Raw genomic sequence first — 3,402 nt, forward strand, 5'->3', positions numbered from 1 at the left:
TATGCCCTGTCAACTTTACATAAATAAGCGGTTATTGACAGATCTTCTGTAACCAGTTCAGCAAATCCTGGTCATCCTGCCAGGCAGGCACATCATCAATCACTGCTGGTGAGTAAGCTTGTTCCAGTGCCAGACGTTTCATCCGGGCATCCGCTCTGGAATAGATCTCACTGGTGGTAACACTGGAATGTCCTAAAAAGTCCCGGATGTAAACCAGATTGACGTTTGCCTGCAAAAGATGCATAGCTTTGGTATGCCTGAACACATGCGGTGAAACTTTGTTCGGCAAAAGAATGGTGTTTTGTTCTTTAACAGCTTTCACATACTTGTTAATGATGTACGAAACCCCTGCCCGGGTCAGTTTCTGACGACGGCTGTTGAAGAACAACGGGGAGTCTAACCTGTCAGCGGCAGTTAACCGTCTTTCTTCCAGGTAATCCTTCAATAGAACTGCTGTCCGGCTCATCAGCGGCACATGCCGTACTTTTCGGCCTTTGCCTTTGAGAGTGATGGTTGCCGGCTGCATGAACCGGATGTCGCGGACCAAAAGATCTATTAATTCCTGTACCCGTGCGCCAGAGTCATACAATACTGTTAGAAGTAGCAGATCTCGGCGGCCTGCTGGTGTTTTTCGGTCAGGCTGGTTTAAGATGGTTTCCAACTCTTCCGTTGTTAAATAAGCTACTGCTGGTTTCCCTGTCTTTTTCATTGGAATGGACAGGATCCGCTGGTGCATCAGAAGCCTTTCCGGTGTCTGTGCCTGTACGTAGCGATAAAAAGCATGGATGGCTGCCAAACGCTGGTTGCGGGTGGCAATGCTGCATTTTCGTTCCGTTTCTATCCAGGACATAAACGCCAATACTAAATCATCATCGATGTGTGACAGCGTTAAACACTCGGGGGAAATGCCTTTTTCTTCCCGGCAGAATAGCAATAAAAGTTTGAAAGTATCTCGATAGGAGGTAATGGTATTTGGGCTCAGGTTTCTTTGGCCGGGTAGATAGATGCTTAGATAATCCGTTAGGTATTTGGCAAAATCGGTTGTTTTCATTGGTCATCACCCGGCAGTAAACACCCGAACCTTTCATCCATAGTAGCAACAATGTCCGGGTACAGTTCTGCTGTCAGTCGCAGGTAATGCTGGGAACTTTTCAGCCCCGTATGTCCAAGATAAGTGGACAGATAAGGCAGTGCCACAGTCAGGTCAGTTCCGTTCTGCACCCAGCGTTTCAAGCAATGGACGGCGAACACATGACGAAGGTCATGCAGGCGCGGCCCTTTGCCCCTGCCGCCGTGAGAAATGCCTGCCTCCCAAAGAAATCTGCGGAAATAATCATAGATTCTTTTTTCGCTGTATGGGCCGCCATGAGTAGATGGGAAAAAAATCTGTATCGATTGGCTGTCTGGGTGCATCACCTCCATGTAAGTGCGACATCTTTCATTCAACGATGGGGCAATCGGGACAAGCCTGTCCTTGTTGAATTTAGCATTTCGAATGGTCAGTGTCCCGTTCGTTGTATTGACATCATCGACAGTTAAGTGAATGGCTTCAGAAATACGAAGTCCGCATCCATAAAGAATTCTAAACAGAAGTGGTAAGATAATGTGACGATTCGGACTGCTATCGATAGGCTGACAACGGTCCAACTGCTTAAAGAATCTTGCCAGTTCGATTTCGGTAAAAAGATACGGTTGATACTGTTGAGACTGGCTACGGCCGAGGTGATCCGGATAGATGTAAGCCTTGTATCCCAGGCGAACCAGGTATTTGGCCAGCATGCGAACGAGCCTGATCCGCCGGCTGTGTGCATCGTCCGACTCAAAGAGCGTCTTTTCAGCCCATTGCATGGCCAGCTCTTTGGACAGACAGTCCTGGCTGTGACCCACTTTTACGCAAAAATCATCGAATCGTTTCAGAGCAATTGCCTGCTTGTGATAAGCGTACCCAAGTGCCTGTTTTTCCAGTACAAATCCTTTGATCACATCGGCAAAAACGCTGGTGTAGATTGGTATTCTCTTAGATGTCGTCATATTGAAATACCTCATCGGGATCCAGTGCACATTTGCGCAAACCTTCAAGATCAATTTTCAGGTAAACACTGGTGGACATGGTGTTCATATGACCCAGGATCTCCGAGATCACAGGCAGTGGTGTTTCCTGTTCCAGCAGCACGCTGGCCAGTGTATGCCGAAGTGAATGCATTCCCTGTGCAGCCCCTGTCCGCAGCTTGATGCCTGCAAGTCGTGTATATTTGGCGATGATGTTATGCAGGTTGGCGTGGGGGCCAAAGGTTTCAAAAGGAGCGTGGTGCCGGACAAAGAGGTGAGGGGATTTCGTCTGGGGCCTGCCATTCTTGAGATAGTCAATGATGGCCCATCCGATGTCGTCCAGTATTGGATAATTCACTGTCCGCTTTGTTTTATGCTGAACAATTTCAATGTTCCTGGCTGCCCAATTTAAGTTGGTCAACTTGAGTTCTTTAATGTCCTGAACCCTCATTCCCAACCGTGCAACCATTAGCAGAATAGCATAATCTCTTTTACCGTTGGGATTGCCCCGGTCGACTGCCTCGAGAACCCGTTTGACATCTTCAGGCTTCCAAGCGCTTGGAATTTTGGGACAATGCGGCTGTTTCAGCTTAGGGACATCATCCGACAAATCTTTTTCGTGATAGCCCTTTAGGTACAAGAACTTTAAGAACGATCTGAGAGTTGTCAAAATAGCTGAAATCGATTTTTTGTGATAGCCGGCAATGGTTCGGGTGTAATCTGACAAGTGCTGGGCGGTCAGTAATGACAGGGATGCCAGCCCGCAATCATCCAGATAGTCAATGAATAGTCTCACCCGATAGATCCTTGTGCGCATTCCCTGTTCAGAATAATTTCGCTGCACACATTCTTTTTGGTAGCCCTCCAGTGCCTCTGCAAACTGAGGTGTCCTTTCATAAGGGACTTTGGTGGTTTTGCGGCGCATGATAGCGCCATGCAGTTGATAATCACCTAACACCCGGATGCAGCGGGCTTGCCCCCTAAAAGTGCGGTGTGAAAAGGTTGTGTAGTTTTCAAGGTCAAAGTTGTGGTGCATCCGTAAATATTTGTTGCCCAGATCTTCTGAATACATTGTTTCGCCTATGCTGTCAGCAAAGGTGATCAACCGGTTGTAAAATCTCCGATATTGGTTGCATGTGTTCTTTGCATAATTTAACCGTTCAAGCTCTGCCAGTACTTCTGCGACAAGTTTTCTAATGGGTACTTTCGGGTTCATACAATCCCTCCTTCAAAATGATGGATGCTTCAGCATCACTTTCATTCTGAAGGATTATGTATAGTGTTTCTATCATGAATTGAACTTTTTCAACTGTTTTAGCGTTCAACTTTACATAAGCAAATACTTTGCATAAT

At 46.8% G+C, this 3,402-nt stretch carries 3 protein-coding genes; all 3 read right to left on the minus strand.

The genetic code is table 11. The features are described 5' to 3' along the window. Positions 1 to 31: 31 nt before the first annotated feature. The 3 genes from BM299_RS18535 to BM299_RS18545 are packed head-to-tail and all read right to left on the minus strand — an operon-like array spanning position 32 to position 3,265. On the minus strand, positions 32 to 1,051 hold the full coding sequence (locus BM299_RS18535; RefSeq protein ID WP_092487970.1) for a site-specific integrase: 1,020 nt from the start codon (positions 1,049 to 1,051) through the stop codon (positions 32 to 34). Further along, positions 1,048 to 2,031, minus strand: coding sequence for a tyrosine-type recombinase/integrase (locus BM299_RS18540; protein WP_092487973.1), 984 nt, complete (start codon positions 2,029 to 2,031; stop codon positions 1,048 to 1,050). The genes BM299_RS18535 and BM299_RS18540 overlap by 4 nt, the downstream gene beginning before the upstream one ends. After that, complete coding sequence (locus tag BM299_RS18545; protein ID WP_092487976.1) at positions 2,018 to 3,265, minus strand: site-specific integrase; 1,248 nt, start codon at positions 3,263 to 3,265, stop codon at positions 2,018 to 2,020. The genes BM299_RS18540 and BM299_RS18545 overlap by 14 nt, the downstream gene beginning before the upstream one ends. Positions 3,266 to 3,402 lie beyond the last annotated feature (137 nt).

This window comes from Desulfoscipio geothermicus DSM 3669, assembly GCF_900115975.1.
Classification (GTDB): domain Bacteria; phylum Bacillota; class Desulfotomaculia; order Desulfotomaculales; family Desulfallaceae; genus Desulfoscipio; species Desulfoscipio geothermicus.